Origin of the sequence: Marinobacter shengliensis (assembly GCF_003007715.1) — a bacterium.
In the GTDB taxonomy this organism is placed as follows: domain Bacteria; phylum Pseudomonadota; class Gammaproteobacteria; order Pseudomonadales; family Oleiphilaceae; genus Marinobacter; species Marinobacter shengliensis.
On the sequence record NZ_PXNO01000008.1, the window covers coordinates 59,615 to 77,434 of the forward strand.

The following is a 17,820-nucleotide window of genomic DNA, read 5'->3' on the forward strand; positions in this document are numbered from 1 at the left end:
GGCAATGCGTGCAAATATTCAGGGTACATCATTGCCAACCTGCAACGGGGCCTTGCTACTCACGCCTGTGGTGATGGTGTATCCTGTGCGCCAATCATGGGAACGGCAGGGTGTTACATGACTGGAACGGAAAAAAATGACGTTCGGACTTTCCGGGCAATGACTCTGTGGCTGGTGATGGCCGGGGCATTGTCAATGCTGTTTGCCGGGACTGCGTCGGCAGTCACGGTGTCGGGATTGTATAATATTGAGGTAGCGGTCGACGGTACTGGCACGAATGATCTCCAGGCAGGTTATGCCGAGGGTTTGCGGCGGGTGATGGTCAGGGTTTCCGGTACGCGGGACGTACTGCAACTTGAGGGCATAAACGATGTGCTCAAAGATGCAGAATCCCTGCTGCTGTCCTACCAGGTGCGTCGTGAGAGTGGGGAGTCCAGGTTGCAGATGAGCTTTGGGGCGGTTGGCGTCAATCGCGCCCTGGCTTCAATTAATGCCCCGGTCTGGGGTGCAAATCGACCACTCACACTGGTTTGGGCTGCTATTGAAGACCGCGGTGAACGCAAGCTGCTGACTGCAGCAGCGGATGATGGCGAACAGGGTGACAGCGCCGTTGCTGATTGGCGCAGGGCGTTCCTGGCGGCAGCGGAAGAGCGCGGCTTACCCCTGGCCTTCCCGCCGCAGAGTGTCCAGGGAGACCGGGCGCTGCTGTCGGATCTCTGGGGCCAGTTTGTGGGCCGTATAAAGGAGGCATCGTCGGATCTGTCTCATGATGCCCTGGCATTGATGCGTATTAGTCGCTCTGGTGGTCAATGGCGCGCAGGCTGGGTATTCGACGGTATGAGCATGGATGCCTCGGAGCAATCGGTGACCGCGGCAGACCCGGAAGAACTGGCACGGCGTGCTGTTGGTCGCTGGGCCGATGCCTATGCCAGCCGCTACGCGGTTGCTGCCGGCGAGGTAGGTGAGGCGCCGCGAGTGGATATCGTGCTTGAGGGCGTCAATTCCTTAGCGGACTACGGCAATGTCGGAAAAGCACTGAACAGCTTTACGCCAGTGGTGTCTGTTGGTGCTTCCCGGGTGCGTAATGAGCGTATGACCGTTCAGGTGACCTTCACAGGGGAACTGGACCAGCTGAAAGAGTACATTGCGCTTGATCCCCGCTTTGTGGTCATGGACGGGCAGCCAGAGGAAACCGTACCGGCACCGCGCAGTGCGACCGCAGTAGCGCCAGTTGCCGAACCGAACGGTGCTGAGGAACCGGGCGAGGCCGGCGACCAGTACCCGGAGGGTGCCATGTTCGTTTACCAGCCGCTCGATGACGGCGACGAACAGGATGCCGAGCAGGCGTTCGAATCCCTGTATCAGGTGCTTTACTATCGCTGGCAGCCGGCTCCGGTTGTCCGTGGTGGCGGCAGCTAGGCGACGGCGGAGGTCTGCGCGTGACTTTGCAGCGTTGGCGATGGATTCCCAATGCCCTGACATTCCTGCGGATACTGCTCATTATTCCGTTCGCGTGGGCATTGCTGGAGGGGAATTATCGCCAGTCGCTGTTGATTTTCTTTCTTGCTGCCGCAACTGATGCTTTGGACGGCTTTCTGGCACGGCAGTTTAACTGGCGTTCCCGGCTTGGGGCCATTGCCGATCCGCTGGCTGATAAGGCATTGCTGATCACCGCTTACCTGATGCTGACCATCACCGGAATTATTCCGCTTTGGCTCTTCGCACTGGTGCTTGGCCGCGATCTGGTCATTGTCGGCGGTGCATTGATGTATCACTATGGTGTTGGCCGTTTTGAGATGGAGCCGAGTATTCCGGGCAAGATCAATACCTTTATTCAGATTCTCGTGGCGTTGGCGATTATCATTCTGATGGCAGACCTGCCAATGCAGCCCTGGGTAATGGACGTTGGCATATTGCTGGTTGCCTTGTCGGCCATATTCAGCGGCTGCCATTACATTCTGATTTGGGGTGCGCGCGCCTGGAGAGCCAAACGCTCATGACCACGTCACAGATGGTTCTCGGGGTGAAGCTCCGTGACGACGCCCGGTTTGATAACTTCCATGGCGATCGCAATCGAGATGCGGCGCTCCGGCTGGAGGCAGTTTGCACGCAGCCGGCCGGAGCACCTGTTGTGGTGATCTGCGGCGACTCCGACACCGGCAAAAGCCATTTGTTGCAAGCGGTCTGTCATTTTGCCGAGCAGCGGGGCCAGAGCGCTGTGTGCATCAGTATCGGTGAGTTGATGCCGTTTGGGCCTGAGGCGCTTGCGGGATTGGAAGGGCATGACGTGGTCTGCCTGGATGATCTTGACCTGATTGCGGGCGATGCGCACTGGGAGGAGGCCGTTTTCCATCTGTACAACCGGATTCTGGACCGCCAGGGGCTGTTGATGGTGACCCTGTCGGAGGTGCCGGCGGCGTTGCCGTTCGGTCTCGCTGACCTTGGTTCCCGGCTGGCACACGGCTTGCTGGTTCAGCTTGGTGTTTACCGGGATGAAGACCGGTCAAGAATTTTGATGGCCAGGGCCGAGCAGCGTGGTCTGGTGATGAGCGATGATGTGGCCGGATTTATCATGCGCCGGGCTCCACGCCGCCTTGGTCAACTGCTTGGGATTCTGGACACGCTGGATGAGAACTCCCTGCAGGCCCAGCGGAGATTGACCATTCCGTTCGTGAAGTCGGTAATGGGATGGTAGTGACGGATTTATAACCATAAAGGCCATTGGAGAGACGACATGAGACGGGTTGTATTCAATCAGAAAGGCGGTGTGGGTAAGTCCAGCATCACCTGTAACCTGGCGGCGATCAGCGCGGCCCGGGGCAAGCGCACCCTGGTGGTGGATCTGGATCCGCAAGGTAACTCAACACACTATCTGCTGGGTAAGCCGGCATCTGAACTGAAAGATACCGCAGCGGATCTTCTGGAGCAGACCGTTGCCTTCAGTATGTTCACCCGCCGCCCGGATGAGTTTGTGCATGCCTCATCTTTCAACAATCTGTTTGTTCTGCCGTCCAGCCCGGAGCTGGACTTCCTGGAGCGCAAACTCGAAGCCAAGCACAAGATCTACAAGCTCCGTGAATTTCTGAAAAAGCTCAGCGATTCTTTCGATGAGATCTACATCGATACCGCGCCCGCCCTGAATTTCTACACCCGCTCGGCCTTGATTGCGGCTCAGCGGTGTTTGATTCCTTTCGACTGTGATGATTTCTCACGCCAGGCGTTGTACAACATTCTTCATGAAATCAAAGAGCTGCAGGAAGATCACAATCAGGAGCTGGTGGTGGAGGGTATCATTGCCAACCAGTTCCAGCCGCGTGCCAGCCTGCCCAAACAGTTGGTGAAAGAACTCACGGAGGAGGGGTTGCCAGTGTTGCCGGTGCGGCTATCCAGCTCGGTGAAAATGAAAGAATCCCATCAAAGCCGGCAGCCGCTGATTCATATGGCACCCAAGCACGCATTGACCCGCCAGTTTGAAGACCTGTACCGGGTATTGCATGGTGAGTCGGTTGAACTTGAGCCCTTGGCCGACTGATCGGGTGACCATGAGTAATCGAGTGGACCAGGTAACCGACAGCCTGCTGAGAATCGAGATTGAGCTCCGGCGGATGGACGTCTGGGAGGCGAGCCCACCACCGGAGCATGCGTTCCGGAGCACCCAGCCGTTCTGTCTCGACACTATGGAGTTCACCCAGTGGCTGCAGTTTGTCTTCTTGCAGAAAATGAAAGCGCTGGTGGAGGCGGGGCAACCGTTACCCTCGGTATCTGGCATTGCGCCCATGGCGGAAGAGCATTTTCGGGGGCGGGCGCAGTCAGGCCAGCGCCTTGTTGAGGCGCTGGAAGAGATAGACCGGTTGTTGTCTGGTCGTTGAGTTCGACGCGAGGCGGTGGAATCAGTCCAGCCGCATGGAGAGGTCGATCGCTCTGACGTCTTTGGTCAGGGCGCCGATGGAGATGTAATCCACCCCGGTTTCCGCCACCGGTACCAGTGTCTGGGCATTGATGCCGCCGGAAGCTTCCAGTTTTGCCTTGCTGGCGGTAATTCGCACGGCTTCAACCATGTCCTCAAGCGAGAATTCATCCAGCATAATGATGTCGGCGCCCGCGCTCAGGGCCTGATTCAGCTCGTCCATCGATTCCGTTTCTACCTCCACCGGGCGGCCCGGTGCAATGCGTCGAGCTTCACTGATGGCGTTGGCAATCGAGCCGCATGCGGCAATGTGGTTTTCCTTGATCAGAAAGGCATCCCACAGACCCAGGCGATGATTGTGGCAATCCCCGCAGGTGACCGCGTATTTTTGCGCCAGTCGCATGCCAGGCAGGGTTTTCCGGGTATCCAGTAATCGTGCACCGGTGTGGGCGACCTTCGCCGCGTAGGCTGCGCAGGTGGTGGCAACGCCAGACAGTGTTTGCAGCCAGTTAAGGGCGGCTCGCTCTGCGGTCAAGAGTGATCGGGCCGGGCCAGCCATCCGGAAGATAACGTCATCGGCCGCCAGATCATCGCCGTCTTTGCAAAACCAGGTCAGTTCCACTGCCGGGTCTACCTGGCGGAATACTTCCTCAACCCAGGCTCGTCCTGACAGGCGTGCCGGTTCGCGAGTGATCACCCGGCCGGTTGCGGTTTTGTCCGCCGGAATCAGCATGGCGGTAATGTCGCCGTCACCAATGTCCTCGCGAAGGCTTTGGGCAACGGATTCAATTCGGGCCTGGCGGAGCAGTTCAGGGGCAATCATGTCGGGTTTCCGGCGGTCTGGGTGAGTTGAAATCTGCGAGCCCGGCAATTCTACTGCCAGCCTGCCGTTTCGCAAAATGCCCTGGCCAATAACTGCTAAAATGTGACGCAGGTCGTTGTTACACAAAAGGTGACAAATTCTGACACAAGGTGACGATGATCGGCCGTATCATGTCATTAATAGAAATTCCCAGCGATATTGCCGATCAACACCGGAGCATCTCCATGGCGCACGATAACAAGGTTGTCCATTTATCCGGCCAGAAACCGGTGGGCCGGTTTTCGCTTCCGCCTGCTCTTATACGGTTACGTGACGCATCCGGTCAGTCTCTGAAATCTGTGCTGGGGTCTTTCTTCGAGCAGGCAGACGACAGCCTGTTCGCCCTTGCGGATCGGGCTGGCTCTAATCAGGACCAGACAGCGTATTTCGATGCCATGCGGGAGCTCAGACTGCGCCGCAAATCCATGGCGGTCTCGATGCTTCAGTATGTCAGCCAGGCCTTCAATGACTTTGGACGCTTCAAACCCTCGCACTCCGGTTCTGCCCTTGAGGAAGTCGATCAGGATTCCCTGAGCCTTTTGGATCACTCCGAACTCGAGCAACAGGTCGCCATTGATAACCTGGTGACCAAGCTGCGCAATCGTTACCAGGAGCCGGTCCGGATGCTGGCCGCTCGCGTGCGCCACCTGATGCCCGAGATTCAGATGTCTGATGATCAGATGCCCCTTAGCCCCGAGGTTATCTGTGGCGGAATTGCCGAGGCCTGTTCTGACCTGGATATCGATATTCGTGCCAAGCTGGTTGTACTCAAGCTTTTTGAGCGCCTGCTGGTGGATAAGCTTGCAGCCCTGTATGACCAGGCCAATAAAACCCTGGTAGCCGAAGGCGTGTTGCCAGATATGCGCCGGGCACCTGTCGGCGGTTCGTCGCCCCAGCAGAAGAGGCCGGTGCCACAGGCTGGAGCCCCGGCTTTGTCGCCAGGGCAGGCAGGTGCCGAGCACGGGTCGAGTGGTGCTGCCAGTTTCCCCACGTTTTCGGAATTGAGTGCGCTGCTGCATCAGGGAGAGACATCGTCCGCCGCGGGCGGCCTGCCCGCGGGTGGCGTGACACTCGATACTGGCGGGTTGATGGCCCGGCTCAGTGATCTGCAAGGTTCTCTCACCCAGGTATCCGGGGCAGAAGTGGTGCCATTGCGCCAGCAGATTGTCTCGGTCCTGCAGGAGCCGGGCGGCAAGAAAGCGGCGTTGGGCCAGGTGGACGGCGATGTCGTCAATCTCGTCTCGATGCTGTTCGATTTCATACTGGAAGATCGGCAATTACATCCGGTGATGAAGGCGCTGATCGGGCGCTTGCAGATTCCGGTCCTGAAGGTTGCCCTGAGCGATCGTAATTTCTTCAATCGTGGCGGTCATCCGGTTCGCAAGTTGTTGAATGAACTCGCACTGTCGGCCATTGGCTGGTCCGAAAAGCGCCAGGGCATGCGGGACCCGCTCCGGGAAAAAATTGAAGAAGTGGTTGATCGTGTCCTGAATGAATTCACCGACAATGTCGAATTGTTCGAGGAGTTGCTCAAGGATTTCGGGCACTTTATGGATCTGGACCGGCGCCGTCGTGAGCTGGTTGAGCAGCGTCTTCGGGACGCTGAGGAAGGTCGGGCTCGCCAGGAACGTGCAAGCCAGGCGGCCACCAACCTCATTCAGGAAGAAACAGCCGGCCGTGAAATACCAGCTGCGGTGATGCAGATTCTCAGCGAGCCCTGGACTCGTTACCTGCAATGGGTGGTACTGCGTCAGGGCGAAGAAAGCGAGCAGTGGCAATCCGCCTGCGCGGTAACCGAGCGACTGATCTGGAGTGTGGACCCAAGGCCGGTATCGGATGAAACCCGCTCTGAGCTGCTTCGAGCAATACCGGAGGTGGTCGAGGACCTTCGCAGTGCTTTGCAGGAAATTTCCTGGGACCCGTTCTCAACCGACGCTGCCATTCGTGACCTGGAATTGGCTCATGTTGATGTTTTCCAGAAACTGGTAACAGCTCCGGTCAGTGATGTCGAGAAGGCGCCGGAAGACCCTGCCCTGGCCGAAGAGGAGCTGGATCAGCCGGAGCAAATGCTGGCGCCACCGGAACCTCAGGTGGATGCCGGTGCCCCAGAGGAAATCGCGCAATCTGAAACCGAACCGGTCGTGGCGGAGACCGTTCAAAGTGACGCGCAGCCGGCAACGGAAGCGCCGGTGGCTGCTGAAGAAGCGCCGTCTGCCTCGGTTGTTGCGGCGGAATGGTTGGCCCGGGCAGATCAGCTCAGGGTTGGCTCGTGGATCGAGATGGTGCGCGATGATACCCGTGTTCGCTGCAAACTGGCGGCCTTCATAAAGGCAACCGGCAAGTACATTTTTGTCAATCGCAGCGGCGCCAAGGTGGCAGAGTACCATCGGGATGATCTGGCGGTGGCGCTGCAGGACGGCGTTATTACGCTTCTGGACGACGGCCTGATTTTTGACCGGGCGCTGGAATCCATCATCGATAACCTTCGCCATAGTCGAAAGGATTGAAGGCGCGAATCCGCACCGTTCCATCCATAGCATCCACCGTCGCTTTGTGATTCAATCGATTGAACATCATAAAGCGACAGTGGATACGCCTTGCCAATCTCTGACCCTTTCAATCAAGACAACAAGCATAACAACGACTCCCTCTCCAGCCAGGCTGAACAGTTAAGGCTGACCGGCCGTTACCCTGGCAGCCGATGGGTGCCCTCGCCGAATTTTGGTGCAAGGCCTGAGGGCTCTGCCATTTCCCTGCTGGTGGTTCACAACATCAGCCTGCCTCCCGGGCAATTCGGGGGAACGGAGATTGAAGACTTTTTCTGCAACCGGCTTGACCCAGCCGCCCATCCCTATTTTGAATCCATCGTCGCCATGCAGGTCTCCGCTCATGCCCTGGTGCGTCGCGATGGTTCAGTGGTGCAGTTTGTCAGTTGTTTGGACCGGGCCTGGCATGCCGGCCGGTCCTGTTTTGACGGCCAGGAAGAGTGCAACGATTTCTCTATCGGTATCGAACTGGAGGGGGCAGACGATGTTCCCTATACGCCCGAACAGTACCGGACACTCGCAGACATGGCGCGGTTGACCATGATGGCCTGGCCCGAAATCAGCGCCGAGCGCATTACCGGCCACAGCGATATTGCGCCTGGCCGGAAAACTGACCCTGGTCCAGCGTTCGACTGGCGGTATTTTTCCCAGCTGTTGGCCCATGAGGAGATCGCCTGAATGGTGTTTGTCGTGTTTCTTTTGGCCTACCTTATTCGGCGTCAGCTGGATAGCCGGAACCGGCTTGATGGCGACGTGCTTTGGCGTGCCTGGTTTCACCGGGGCGCGAAAATTCAGGCCGGAAAGGAGGATGCCATTACCTCCGGGCTGATCTGGATTCTGCTGCCCGGACTGGTGTTGGTGGGCGTTGTGTGTTTGCTGGAATGGTATGGATTCAGGCTGGCGGCCTATCCGCTGGAGCTGATCGTGCTGGTGTTGCTGATGGGCGCGCCGGGTTGGCGGCATCAGTTACGTGACTATTCGGAAGCCTGGAGCCGGGGCGACATGCAGGCGGCCTGGCGACATATCCAGAACCGGTTGCCACCGGAAGAGCGGGGCGCCGCGCTGTCACCAGAGGCCATGCATCTGTCGTTATCCAAGGCTCTGGTGATCGGGGTTTTCGAGCGGTTCTTCCTGGTGGCTTTCTGGTATGTGGTGGGTGGAATAGGTGCTGCCCTGGTTGCCCGAGGCCTGGTGGCGTTGTCTGAGCAATGGCCGCAGCAAGCGGCCCGCGCCCGATTCCGGACTCTGGCCAACCTGGCCAGCTGGATTCCTGCTCGCCTACTGTCCTGCACGCTGGGGCTGGCCGGTGATCTCGCGGGCTGGTCGAAGGAGGCGAAGAAAGTCCTGCCCGGTTTTGGAAGAAAAACCTCGGAAGTCCTCATGATTTCCGCAAACGGGTCGTTAACCGGTTATGCGCTTGATCCAGCCCAGTTTGCGCGGTTGCACCCGGATGAGTGGACAAGTTTTGGCGGGCGTAGCCTGGCGGCCATACGGGGATTGTTGAACCGGAGCATGCTGGTGTGGATCTGCGTTGCCGCGTTGCTGGTCATTGCCGGGGTGGTCTGAGGAGTGTCATAAAACATTACAGAATAACACTTAAAGGTGATTAAGTTTTTCCGACCTTGGGCGATAATCAAACAAAGAATAAAGATTCAGTTATTAGAATCAGCGAGAGGGCGCCGTGAAATATTTGATCAATCCAGCTGTTAGCCTGATGAATCGGTTGCCCATGGTCTACAAGTTCAGCCTAATCAGCATCTTGTTCCTGGGCCCGATCATTGTCCTGTCGTGGTTGGTTATTTCCAGCCTCAATCAATCCGTTCAAACCATGACTCGCGGTATCGAGGGCCTTGCCGAACTTCGCAAGGTAGACCAGCTGTTGTCTTCGTCTATGGCTTACCGCGACTACCAGGCGCCGGGTGTGCTCAAGGATGAAGACGAACTCCTGGGCAGGGCAGGTGAGGCTGCCGAGAAGATTGATGGCCTGCTTTCAGACCTTGCTGGGCACAACCGCTCGTTCGATTCCTCTGGTTCCTGGAAGGATCAGGTTCTGGCCTTGCAGGCGGAGTGGGAGCAACTGAAGCAGGACGACAACTACCAGGGCAACATAGACCCACAGTTCAAGTATTACCACGAGTTTGTTCAGAAGGTGCTGGCCCTGTTGCCGGCTACGATTGAAATTTCGGGACTTGGACAAGACGCCTCGCGGGAAAATCTGTTGCTGCTTGGGCTGGTGCGTAATGCGCTGCCTGAGGCGAGGACCGTTGTTGGCAGGGCCCGATCTTACGGTATCTTTGCCCTGGTGGATGGCCAGGTGGGTTATAACCTGAGCGAGATTTTGAATGAAATCTATGACCAGCTGACCAACCGCAGCTCCCTGTTGTCGCCTGCCTTGTCGGTTGCGGTTGAAACCTCTCCCAAGCTGTCAAGCAGGGCCGGCGGCGCTGTGACGCGGGTCGATGAAAGCCTGATGGCGCTGCGCGAGCAACTGGACCTGAACATCATCACCCCGATGCGCCTGGAACAGCCCTGGCAGGAATTTGACGCCACCGTATCCTCCCAGCTGGACTACTACGATTCACTCAATGACAGCATTTTCAATGTGGTTTCTGGCAACCTTGAACAGCGACTGCAGCGGGAGACCGGCCAGCGCAGGTTGATTGTAGGGGCTCTGATCGGCGTGATGCTTCTTGTGGTGTACCTCTACATCGGCTTCTTTATGTCAGTAAGAACCGCCATCAACCGGTTCAGTGAGGCGGCTCGCAGCGTCGCCGCTGGTGATATGACGGCGCACATCCAGCTTAACAATCGTGATGAGCTGGGCGAGCTGACCACCGAATTCAATAATATGACGGACCGGATTGCCGAACTGATCCGCTCTGTCAGCGGGACCACGAATGATGTTGACAGTCAGGCGGTGAGGGTTAACGAGACTGCAGCAGCCAACAGTGAAGCGGTTGCCCGCCAGATGGAAGAGACCGGCCAGATAAACGAAGCCATGGGGCAGATGGTGGAGGCGGTCAACGAGGTGACTGAGAGTGCCCATCGGGTAGCGGACAGCGCCGGTAGCGCAGAGCGTGATACCGAGACGGGCCGACAGGTTGTGGCGGCTACCGTGCAAACTATTAACCGTCTTGCGGAAGAAATCGCTGGTGCGGTAGCGGTGATAAACAGGGTCAGTTCAGACAGCGACAACATCAGCCAGGTATTGGTCGAGATCAAGGCCATAGCCGAGCAGACCAACCTCTTGGCTCTGAACGCGGCCATTGAAGCGGCCCGGGCCGGTGAACAGGGTCGCGGTTTTGCGGTGGTGGCTGATGAGGTGCGTTCACTGTCTCAGCGCACCCACAAATCGACCGAAGAGATTGAAGGCATGATCTCCCGCCTGCAAGGTGGTGTTAAAGAAGCGGTCTCTGCCATGACCTCGAGCCACGATGCCACCGAGCAAACCGTTCAGAAATCCGGCGAGGTGACAGAAGCACTGGACCGCATTGCTTCAGGCATCTCCGAGATTGTGGATATGAGCCACCAGATTGCCCAGGCCGCAGAAGAGCAGTCTGCGGTGGCCAAGAACGTGAACGCCAACGTGGAGCGTATCGGCGAGTTGGGGCAGAGCACTGCTGCCAACGCTGAGGAGACCCTGGCGTCGTCCCGTCAGATGTCGGAATTGACGGCATCGCTTCAGCGGCTGGTAGAGGCGTTCAAGGTATAAGGCAGTTGCCTCTGATCAGAAAAATCCGGCCCTCAGAGGCCGGATTTTTTTTGTTCCCAGAGAATTTCCTGGCTGCCATCCCGGCGGGCCAGCACTCGGGCAATGACAAACAGCAGGTCAGACAGCCGGTTCAGGTAGTGACGGGACGCGGTATTGATGGAATCTTCGTGGCCCAGCGCTACCACCACGCGCTCCGCACGACGGCAAACGGCCCGGGCCAGATGGCATTGTGCGGCGGCAGGACAACCTCCGGGAAGAATGAAGTTCTTCAATGGCGGCAAGTCGGCATTATGCTCATCCAGGGTCTGTTCCAGCCAATCAATATGGTCGTCGCTGATCACCTTGCTGCCAGGGATGGCGAACTCGCCGCCAAGATCAAACAGGTGGTGCTGAATCCGCCGGAACGTCTCGATCAGGCTGTCACCGGCTGGTAGCGCTTCAATCAACACTCCGATGTGGCAGTTGAGTTCATCCGCCATGCCCATGGCTTCCACGCGCTGGGCATTTTTGGCGATGCGGTTGCCATCGGCCAGCCCGGTAGAGCCGTCGTCACCGGTGCGGGTGTAGATCTTAGACAGGCGGTTGCCCATGAATTGTACTCCCGTTGATAAATGATCAGTTCAGTTGTTGTACCCGTTCAGTGAGCATTTGGTTCACCGTTGTTGCAATGCCGTGCTGCTGGCCAAGCCTGGTCAGATAACCGTTGATGAAGTCGATTTCCGTGGGGCGCCCTGCCAGCACATCCGCGCGCATGGAGGAGGTGTTGGTGGCGGTTCTGCGGGCAACCGCCTCAATGCTTTCGCGCAGAGCTTCCGGAGTTTGTTGCGGTTGCCCGGCGGCAGCCAGCAGGCGGCTGATTTCCTCGCACAATGGGTTGATCCACTGTTGGTAATACGGCTGCTCTAGTATTGCGCCGTTGGGACAGTCCAGAATGGCGGTAAAGGCGTTGATGCCCGCGTTGATGACGACCTTCTGCCAGAGCCGGCCAAGTATGTCCTGTTCAGGGTGAACCTCAAGGCCGCTTTCGGCAAGTTGCTGGGCAACCCGGCCCACCAGGGGTTGCCCGGTAGGGTTTAAAGCACCAACCCAGGTAGCGCCGCAGCCTGCGTGAACGGTCAGGCCCGGTTCGGGCCGGTTGGCGCCTTCGGTGGTAGAAGCGGCTAGCACCGGGCGTTGCGGCCAGGTTTCTGAAACCTGCTGTTGGCTGCCCAGCCCATTCTGGAACAACACAATGGGTGTCGAACTGGCAATCGAGGGCAGGGCATCTTTGAGGGCTTCGAGGGTGTCTCCGGCTTTGGTGGTCACCAGTAACAATTCAGGCGACTGACCAGGCTGTAGCCAGGGAATGGTGACGCTAAGTGATTTGCCTTCGATAGCCTGAAAGCGGTAACAGACGGGATCGGGCATCTGGCCCGGGCGGGGCACAAACGCTACCTGCCCGGCAGGTAGCGTTGCGGCCCAGAGCCGGCCCATGGAGCCGGCGCCGAGGATGGCAATCATGGCCTTACATGGCCTCGATTTCAGCCCGTTGTGCACTGAGCCGCTGCAGGCTGCCCTGGGCATCCTTCAGTTTATCTTTTTCCTTCTCTACGACGTCGGCTGGGGCCTTGGCGGTGAACTTTTCGTTGTTCAGCTTGCCCTCCAGGCGGCCGATTTCCTTGTTCAGGCGCTCCAGTTCCTTGTCCAGGCGCTTGAGTTCGGCATCTTTGTCGATCAGGCCGGCCATGGGCACCAGCACTTCCATTTCGCCCACCAACTGGGTGGCGCTCATGGGAGCCTTGTCGCCCTCGAACCATTCCAGTTTCTCCAGCTTGGCCAGGGACATCAGGAACTGGCGGTTGGCGTTGAGGCGGCGCTCATCATCAGCATTGCCGCCTTTCAGCAGAACCGGAACCTGTTTGGCCGGAGAGATGTTCATTTCGCCACGGATGTTGCGCACGGCCAGAATAACGCCCTTGAGCCATTCGATATCGGCAGCGACTTCCGCATCCTGCTTGCTGGCATCTGGCTGCGGGTAGGGCTGCAGCATGATGCTGTCGCCCTGCTTGCCGGCGAGCGGGGCAATGCGCTGCCAGATTTCTTCGGTGATGAACGGCATCATCGGGTGTGCCAGGCGCAGTACAGCTTCCAGCACGCGAACCAGGGTACGGCGGGTGCCGCGCTTGGCCTCGACACTGGCGTTGTCGTCGCTCAGGGCCGGCTTGGACAGTTCCAGATACCAGTCGCAGTACTCGTTCCAGATGAACTCGTACAGGGCGTAGGCGGCCAGGTCAAAGCGGTACTGGTCCAGGTGGCGGATGACTTCCTGCTCGCAGTGCTGCAGTTCGCTGATGATCCAGCGGTCCGCCAGCGACAGCTCCACCGGCTCGTCGTTCACGCCGCAGTCTTCGCCTTCGGTGTTCATCAGCACGTAGCGGGCGGCGTTCCACAGCTTGTTACAGAAGTTGCGGTAGCCTTCCAGGCGCTTCATGTCCCAGTTGATGTCACGGCCGGTGGTGGCCATGGCCGCCAGGGTGAAGCGCAGGGCATCGGTACCGTGGGCGGCGATGCCTTCTGGGAATTCTTTCTCGGTGCGCTTGCCGATTTTCTCAGCCAGCTTCGGCTGCATCAGGTTGCCGGTGCGCTTCTCCAGCAGCTCGGGCAGGCTGATGCCGTCGATCATATCCAGCGGGTCGATCACGTTGCCCTTGGACTTGGACATCTTGTCGCCGTGCTCGTCCCGGATCAGGCCGGTTACATACACGGTATGGAAGGGTACCTGTGGGGTGCCGTCGTCGTTCTTCATGAAGTGCATGGTCATCATGATCATCCGGGCAACCCAGAAGAAGATGATGTCGAAACCGGTCACCAGCACGTCGGTGGGGTGGAAGGTTTTCAGGCGTTCGGTGATTTCCGGCCAGCCCAGGGTGCCGAAGGTCCACAGGGCGGAGCTGAACCAGGTGTCCAGTACATCGTCGTCCTGCTTGAGTTCCAGTGTGTCTGAAAGCTGGTGTTTGCTGCGCACCTCAGCCTCGCTCCGGCCTACGTAAATATTGCCATCGGCGTCATACCAGGCCGGAATCCGGTGGCCCCACCAGAGTTGACGGGAGATACACCAGTCCTGGATGTCGCGCATCCAGGCGAAGTACATGTTTTCGTACTGTTTGGGCACGAACTGGATGCGGCCGTCTTCCACCGCTTCAATAGCCGGTTTGGCGAGGGTTTTGGCATCGGCAAACCACTGGTCGGTCAGCATCGGTTCGATGACCAGGCCGGAGCGATCACCGCGGGGCACGCTCAGCACGTGGTCTTCGATTTTTTCGACCAGGCCCGCCAGTTCCATGTCGGCGATAATCTGCTTGCGGGCCGCTTCCCGGCTCAGGCCAGCATAGGCGGCCGGCAGGGCGCTGTTGATCTCGGAATTCTCGGTGCCGTCGGCATTGAAGACTTCGGCCACCTCGCGAATGTTGGCGTCTTGCGTCATGACGTTGATCATGGGCAGGTTGTTGCGCTTGCCCACGGCGTAGTCGTTGAAGTCGTGGGCTGGGGTGATCTTCACGCAGCCGGAGCCTTTTTCCGGGTCCGCGTGGTGGTCGGCCACGATGGGAATGCGGCGGTTTACCAACGGCAGTAGTACGTGCTGGCCAATCAGGTGCTGGTAGCGTTCGTCGTCCGGGTGGACGGCGACGGCGGTGTCGCCCAGCATGGTCTCGGGGCGAGTGGTGGCTACGATGACGTAGTCTTTGCCGTCCTGGGTTTTCTGGCCGTCTGCCAGCGGGTAGCGCAGGTGCCAGAAGTAGCCTTTCTCTTCCTTGTTCTCGACTTCAAGGTCGGAGATGGCAGTGTGCAGTTTCGGGTCCCAGTTCACCAGCCGTTTGCCGCGGTACACCAGGCCTTCGTCGTACAGGCGGATAAACACTTCCTGTACGGCTTTGTAGAAGCCGTCGTCCATGGTGAAGCGTTCGTTGTCCCAGTCGACGGAGTTGCCGAGGCGGCGGATCTGGCGGGTGATGGTGCCGCCGGAGTGTTCTTTCCAGTCCCAGATGCGCTTGATGAATTCATCCCGGCCCAGGTCGTGGCGGGTTTTGTCTTCTTCTGCGGCCAGTTTGCGCTCGACTACCATCTGGGTGGCGATGCCGGCGTGGTCGGTGCCGACGGTCCACAGTGCGTTACGGCCCTGCATGCGCTTGAAGCGGGTGAGGGTGTCCATGATGGTGTGCTGGAACGCATGGCCCATGTGCAGGCTGCCGGTCACGTTGGGTGGCGGGATGGCGATGCTGTAGGAGTCGCCTTCGCCGCTGGGGCGGAAATAGCCTTTGGATTCCCAGTTTTCGTACCACTGGCGCTCGATGTTTTCTGGCTGGTAGGTTTTTTCCATGGGATTATGCAGTGACCGTTTTGGTTGATTCACATAGGGAAATTCTGAGTGGGCCGATTATACATGGTCGCTTTGATTGCGGCGAACCTTCGAGGCTCGTCGGGGCTTCGGTTTCGGTAGCCTGCTAGATCGGTGCGGTGTGGGGTTGGGGACAGGCTTTCCAAAAAGCGCTCCTTGCGGCACATCCCTGTGGCGCTTGTCTCCGGCCATCCATGGCCTACGAAATTTTTGGAAAGCCTGTCCCCAACCCCACAGATATGACCTTGTGCTGTCCGCCCCTCAACTCTTTGCTTCAATCAGTTGCCAAATCTGCTTCTTGTCCGTGTAAGTCCGTGAGTGTCCGTGGCTAATAAAAATTAGCGCTTTCGCATGTCGTGTACCCGCGCTTCAATCCCCATCGCCCGCAGTTGCTTGTAGTGTCCCCGAGCCTGGTTCAATACAGCTGGGTCGTTGTGCGCCACTAGAGCCAGTCGGCGGTACTGGTCGGCATCGTCGGGCAGTGTTGAGGACAGGACGATAACGGTATCCCAGTCCACGGCGGCCGGTGGGTAGAGCAGGATGCCTACTGGGTCGGGGCAGGGGGTAGTTGGGTCTTGGGCGATGCTGTGGGGGATGAAGGCATCGGGGGCGATGTTCCACAGCAGGTCGTCGAGTTCTTGGGCCTGTTCTTCGGTGTCGCAGAGGATGCACACGCGGTCGCCCTGCTGCCAGGCTTTGTCCACGAGTTTGGCTGCGTGGAGGTTGCGGGCGGCTGGGGTGTTCTGGGCGAGGATGTGGAACCAGTAGCGCTGGTTCTGGTCGTCCCGGCCGGAGGGGCCGGCAGCTGGGCTGCCGGGTTCCGGTGGGTTTGGCTGGTTATCCTGCATGGGTCATCAGGTAGTCGACAAGCAGGGGGACCGGGCGGCCGGTGGCGCCTTTGGCTTTGCCGGAGTTCCAGGCGGTGCCGGCGATGTCCAGGTGGGCCCAGCGGTAGTCTTTGGCGAAGCGGCTCAGGAAGCAGGCCGCGGTGATGGTACCAGCGGGGCGGCCGCCGATGTTAGCCATGTCGGCGAAGTTGCTGTCGAGCTGGCTCTGGTATTCGTCCCACAGCGGCAGGCGCCAGGCGCGGTCGCCGGTGCGTTCGCCAGCGGCCAGCAGTTCGTGTGCCAGTTCGTCGTTATTGGACAGCAGGCCGGTGGCCTGGTTACCCAAAGCAATGATACAGGCGCCGGTGAGGGTGGCCATGTCGACCACGGCTTCCGGGTCGAATTTTTTCACGTAGGTGAGGGCGTCGCACAGCACCAGGCGGCCTTCGGCGTCGGTGTTGAGGATTTCAACGGTCATGCCGCTCAGGGTGGTGACAATGTCGCCGGGGCGGGAGGCGCCGCCGTCAGGCATGTTTTCGGCAGCGGCGATTACGGCAACCACGTTGATCTTGGGTTTGGTTTCGGCCAGCACTTTCATGGTGCCGAACACGCTGGCAGAACCGCCCATGTCGTATTTCATTTCATCCATGCCTTCGCCGGGCTTGAGGCTGATGCCGCCGGTATCGAAGGTGATGCCCTTACCCACCAATACATAGGGTTTGTCTTTGGCTTTGCCGCCCCGGTATTCCATCACGATCAGGCGCGGGGGCTGTTTGGAGCCTTTGCCCACCGCAAGGATGGTGTTCATGCCCAGCTTTTCCATCTGCTTTTCATCAAGCACTTCGGTCTTGATGCAGTCGTATTCCTTGGCCATGTTCTTGGCCTGCTCGGCGAGCCAGACCGGGTGGCAGATGTTGGGCGGGGTGTTGCCCAGATCTTTGGTGTAATTCATGCCGCGCCCGGTAGCCAGGCCTTGGTTGAAGGCGTCTTTCAAGGCTTTGGCGGAACCGGAAGCCTGCACCACCACCTTCTTGAGTTTACGGGCAGCTGGCTTTTCACTCTTGAATTCGGTGAAGGTGTAGAGCTGGTCTTCCAGAACACGCCCGATCAGGTTCAGGCGGGCTTCTTCGGAGCTGACGGCGTCCTCACCCTGCAGGCTGGTGTCGGCCAGGCAGATCAGTGCGCTCTTGGACGGGCCGTCTTTCAGGGCGCCCATCATGGCGATCAGTGCCTTGCGAAAGTTGGCTGGCGTGCGGTCGCTGTCTTTGCCGGTGCCGACCACAACCACGCGCTGCCATGGTTGATCGACCAGGGGCAGGGTGTTTACAGACGCGTTCTTGCCAGTCAGGTCGCCCGCTTTTTCAAGTTGCTTGATCAGCCCTCCCAGTGCTTCGTCTGCTGCTTTTGTGGTTTCCGGCCACTCGCCCTTCTCAGGCACCGCGATAACCAGGCAATCGGTTTTGGTGGCGGTGATGGCTTTGCTGCTCAGGCTGAAATTCATGGCAACTCCCGTTGTCAGGTTGTGCTTTGTTGAATGTGGTAGGCGTTGTTCATCCGATGCCCATAGGATTGGGGCAAAAGCTCGATTAAT

15 protein-coding genes are annotated in these 17,820 nt (G+C 58.7%); 9 read left to right on the top strand and 6 right to left on the bottom strand.

All coding sequences use genetic code 11. The features are described 5' to 3' along the window. Positions 1-117: 117 nt before the first annotated feature. From C7H10_RS02980 to C7H10_RS03000, 5 genes are read left to right on the top strand one after another with little or no spacing between them, the layout of a single operon-like run. Positions 118-1,419: a DUF2066 domain-containing protein gene (locus C7H10_RS02980; protein ID WP_244178166.1), complete on the top strand. Its 1,302-nt coding sequence runs from the start codon at positions 118-120 to the stop codon at positions 1,417-1,419. A gap of 20 nt (positions 1,420-1,439) precedes the next feature. Continuing rightward, the gene (locus tag C7H10_RS02985) at positions 1,440-2,000 is read left to right on the top strand and encodes a CDP-alcohol phosphatidyltransferase family protein (RefSeq protein ID WP_061332685.1); all 561 of its coding nucleotides are present in this window, start codon (positions 1,440-1,442) and stop codon (positions 1,998-2,000) included. Then, entirely contained in the window at positions 1,997-2,695 is a 699-nt protein-coding gene (hda, locus tag C7H10_RS02990; RefSeq protein WP_061332686.1) for a DnaA regulatory inactivator Hda, read from the top strand. Before C7H10_RS02985 ends, hda begins: the two co-directional genes overlap by 4 nt. 39 nt (positions 2,696-2,734) lie before the next feature. Continuing rightward, on the top strand, positions 2,735-3,532 hold the full coding sequence (locus C7H10_RS02995) for a ParA family protein (protein WP_061332687.1): 798 nt from the start codon (positions 2,735-2,737) through the stop codon (positions 3,530-3,532). A gap of 10 nt (positions 3,533-3,542) precedes the next feature. Continuing rightward, positions 3,543-3,869, top strand: a complete 327-nt coding sequence (locus tag C7H10_RS03000; RefSeq protein ID WP_106693705.1) for a YqcC family protein — start codon at positions 3,543-3,545, stop codon at positions 3,867-3,869. A 21-nt stretch (positions 3,870-3,890) separates the two neighbouring features. Here C7H10_RS03000 and nadC read toward each other — a convergent pair whose 3' ends face one another. After that, the gene (gene nadC / locus C7H10_RS03005) at positions 3,891-4,730 is read right to left on the bottom strand and encodes a carboxylating nicotinate-nucleotide diphosphorylase (protein WP_106693706.1); all 840 of its coding nucleotides are present in this window, start codon (positions 4,728-4,730) and stop codon (positions 3,891-3,893) included. 224 nt (positions 4,731-4,954) lie between these two features. Here nadC and C7H10_RS03010 point away from each other — a divergent pair, with 224 nt between their 5' ends. From C7H10_RS03010 to C7H10_RS03025, 4 genes are all read left to right on the top strand, one after another. Further along, on the top strand, positions 4,955-7,276 hold the full coding sequence (locus tag C7H10_RS03010; RefSeq protein ID WP_106693724.1) for a DUF1631 domain-containing protein: 2,322 nt from the start codon (positions 4,955-4,957) through the stop codon (positions 7,274-7,276). 90 nt (positions 7,277-7,366) lie between these two features. Then, positions 7,367-7,993, top strand: coding sequence for a 1,6-anhydro-N-acetylmuramyl-L-alanine amidase AmpD (ampD, locus tag C7H10_RS03015; protein ID WP_425269108.1), 627 nt, complete (start codon positions 7,367-7,369; stop codon positions 7,991-7,993). After that, a complete protein-coding gene (ampE, locus tag C7H10_RS03020) occupies positions 7,994-8,881 on the top strand; it encodes a regulatory signaling modulator protein AmpE (protein ID WP_061332690.1) in 888 nt (295 codons plus the stop codon). A gap of 115 nt (positions 8,882-8,996) precedes the next feature. Beyond that, positions 8,997-11,027, top strand: coding sequence for a methyl-accepting chemotaxis protein (locus C7H10_RS03025; RefSeq protein WP_106693707.1), 2,031 nt, complete (start codon positions 8,997-8,999; stop codon positions 11,025-11,027). Between the two features lie 32 nt (positions 11,028-11,059). Here the strand turns inward: C7H10_RS03025 and C7H10_RS03030 are convergent, their stop codons facing one another. From C7H10_RS03030 to C7H10_RS03050, 5 genes are all read right to left on the bottom strand, one after another. Further along, complete coding sequence (locus C7H10_RS03030) at positions 11,060-11,617, bottom strand: cob(I)yrinic acid a,c-diamide adenosyltransferase (protein ID WP_106693708.1); 558 nt, start codon at positions 11,615-11,617, stop codon at positions 11,060-11,062. Positions 11,618-11,642: 25 nt separating this feature from the next. Then, entirely contained in the window at positions 11,643-12,527 is an 885-nt protein-coding gene (locus C7H10_RS03035; RefSeq protein ID WP_106693709.1) for a ketopantoate reductase family protein, read from the bottom strand. Between the two features lie 4 nt (positions 12,528-12,531). Continuing rightward, positions 12,532-15,384: a valine--tRNA ligase gene (locus tag C7H10_RS03040; RefSeq protein WP_106693710.1), complete on the bottom strand. Its 2,853-nt coding sequence runs from the start codon at positions 15,382-15,384 to the stop codon at positions 12,532-12,534. 356 nt (positions 15,385-15,740) lie between these two features. After that, positions 15,741-16,250 carry a DNA polymerase III subunit chi gene (locus C7H10_RS03045; protein ID WP_106693711.1) on the bottom strand — a complete coding sequence of 170 codons (510 nt, stop codon included), beginning with the start codon at positions 16,248-16,250 and terminating at the stop codon, positions 15,741-15,743. Further along, positions 16,240-17,730, bottom strand: a complete 1,491-nt coding sequence (locus C7H10_RS03050) for a leucyl aminopeptidase (protein ID WP_106693712.1) — start codon at positions 17,728-17,730, stop codon at positions 16,240-16,242. The genes C7H10_RS03045 and C7H10_RS03050 overlap by 11 nt, the downstream gene beginning before the upstream one ends. Positions 17,731-17,820: the final 90 nt, after the last annotated feature.

Bases quoted from the DNA above. Each gene is read 5' to 3' on its own strand.
- ampE (WP_061332690.1), top strand. From the start codon at position 7,994: ATGGTGTTTGTCGTGTTTCTTTTGGCCTACCTTATTCGGCGTCAGCTG.
- C7H10_RS03000 (WP_106693705.1), top strand. From the start codon at position 3,543: ATGAGTAATCGAGTGGACCAGGTAACCGACAGCCTGCTGAGAATCGAG.
- C7H10_RS03035 (WP_106693709.1), bottom strand. From the start codon at position 12,527: ATGATTGCCATCCTCGGCGCCGGCTCCATGGGCCGGCTCTGGGCCGCA.
- C7H10_RS03030 (WP_106693708.1), bottom strand. From the start codon at position 11,617: ATGGGCAACCGCCTGTCTAAGATCTACACCCGCACCGGTGACGACGGC.
- C7H10_RS03040 (WP_106693710.1), bottom strand. From the start codon at position 15,384: ATGGAAAAAACCTACCAGCCAGAAAACATCGAGCGCCAGTGGTACGAA.
- C7H10_RS03050 (WP_106693712.1), bottom strand. From the start codon at position 17,730: ATGAATTTCAGCCTGAGCAGCAAAGCCATCACCGCCACCAAAACCGAT.
- C7H10_RS02980 (WP_244178166.1), top strand. From the start codon at position 118: ATGACTGGAACGGAAAAAAATGACGTTCGGACTTTCCGGGCAATGACT.
- C7H10_RS02995 (WP_061332687.1), top strand. From the start codon at position 2,735: ATGAGACGGGTTGTATTCAATCAGAAAGGCGGTGTGGGTAAGTCCAGC.
- hda (WP_061332686.1), top strand. From the start codon at position 1,997: ATGACCACGTCACAGATGGTTCTCGGGGTGAAGCTCCGTGACGACGCC.
- C7H10_RS03010 (WP_106693724.1), top strand. From the start codon at position 4,955: ATGGCGCACGATAACAAGGTTGTCCATTTATCCGGCCAGAAACCGGTG.
- C7H10_RS03045 (WP_106693711.1), bottom strand. From the start codon at position 16,250: ATGCAGGATAACCAGCCAAACCCACCGGAACCCGGCAGCCCAGCTGCC.
- nadC (WP_106693706.1), bottom strand. From the start codon at position 4,730: ATGATTGCCCCTGAACTGCTCCGCCAGGCCCGAATTGAATCCGTTGCC.